Annotated in this window: 1 pseudogene; it reads right to left on the bottom strand. The window is 46.1% G+C overall.

Features of this window, described 5'->3' with window-relative positions:
- Positions 1 to 1769: pseudogene (locus tag AWE51_RS21035) on the bottom strand (hypothetical protein); the annotation flags it as partial.

Raw genomic sequence — 1769 nt, 5'->3', positions numbered from 1 at the left:
TCAGTTGTATCATTAATGGTAATGATCTGAGTAACATTGATACTGTTCCCAGCGGCATCCGTAACACTATAGGTTCGGATGATCTCTTCCGGATTACTGTTCCCATCACTCACATCACTGACAAAAGCTACTGTAGCCGTACCACAATTGTCTGCCTCATCAGTCACTACAGTCACATCGGGTGCAGGTGCACTACATTGTGCACTAATCGGGGATGGATTACTCGCAGTAGGATCAGTTGTATCATTAATGGTAATGATCTGAGTCACATTGATGCTGTTCCCTGCGCCATCCGTAACACTATAGGTTCGGGTGATCTCTTCCGGATTACTGTTCCCATCACTCACATCACTGACAAAAGCTACTGTAGCCGTACCACAATTGTCTGCCTCATCAGTCACTACAGTCACATCGGGTGCGGGTGCACTACATTGCGCATTGATTGCTGTGGGATTACTAGCAGTAGGATCAGTTGTATCATTAATGGTAATGGTTTGAGTTACATTGATGCTGTTCCCTGCGGCATCCGTAACACTATAGGTTCGGGTGATCTCTTCCGGATTACTGTTCCCATCACTCACATCACTGACAAAAGCAACTGTAGCCGTACCACAGTTATCTGCCTCATCAGTCACTACAGTCACATCGGGTGTAGGTGCAGCACATTGTGCATTGATTGCTGCGGGATTACTAGCGGTAGGGTTGGTTGTATCGTTAATGGTAATGGTTTGGGTAACATTGATGCTGTTCCCAGCGCCATCCGTAACACTATAAGTTCGGGTGATCTCTTCTGGATTACTGTTCCCATCACTCACATCACTGACAAAAGCTACTGTAGGCGTACCACAATTGTCTGCTTCATCAGTGACTACAGTCACATCGGGTGCAGGTGCAGCACATTGGGCATTGATTGCTGCGGGATTACTAGCGGTAGGATCAGTTGTATCATTAATGGTAATGATCTGAGTAACATTGATACTGTTCCCAGCGGCATCCGTAACACTATAGGTTCGGGTGATCTCTTCCGGATTACTGTTCCCATCACTCACATCACTTACAAAAGCAACCGTAGCCGTACCACAGTTATCTGCTTCATCAGTCACTACAGTCACATCGGGTGTAGGTGCACTACATTGTGCAGTAATTGCTGCGGGATTACTCGCGGTAGGATCAGTTGTATCATTAATGGTAATGATCTGAGTTACATTGATACTGTTCCCTGCGCCATCGGTAACACTATAGGTTCGGGTGATCTCTTCAGGATTACTGTTCCCATCACTCACATCACTGACAAAAGCTACTGTAGCCGTACCACAATTATCTGCCTCATCTGTGACGACAGTCACATCGGGCGTAGGTGCACTACATTGGGCAGTAATTGCTGTGGGATTACTAGCAGTAGGATCAGTTGTATCGTTAATGGTAATGGTTTGGGTAACATTGATGCTGTTCCCTGCTCCATCCGTAACACTATAGGTTCGGGTGATCTCTTCTGGATTACTGTTCCCATCACTCACATCACTGACAAAAGCTACTGTAGCCGTACCACAATTGTCTGCCTCATCAGTCACTACAGTCACATCGGGTGCAGGTGCAGCACATTGTGCATTGATTGCTGTGGGATTACTAGCGGTAGGATCAGTCGTATCATTAATGGTAATGGTTTGGGTAACATTGATGCTGTTCCCAGCGCCATCCGTAACACTATAAGTTCGGGTGATCTCTTCTGGATTACTGTTCCCATCACTCACATCACTGACAAAAGCTAC

The organism is Aquimarina aggregata, from assembly GCF_001632745.1.
Taxonomy (GTDB): domain Bacteria; phylum Bacteroidota; class Bacteroidia; order Flavobacteriales; family Flavobacteriaceae; genus Aquimarina; species Aquimarina aggregata.
This window is presented reverse-complemented; position numbering and strand designations above follow the sequence as displayed.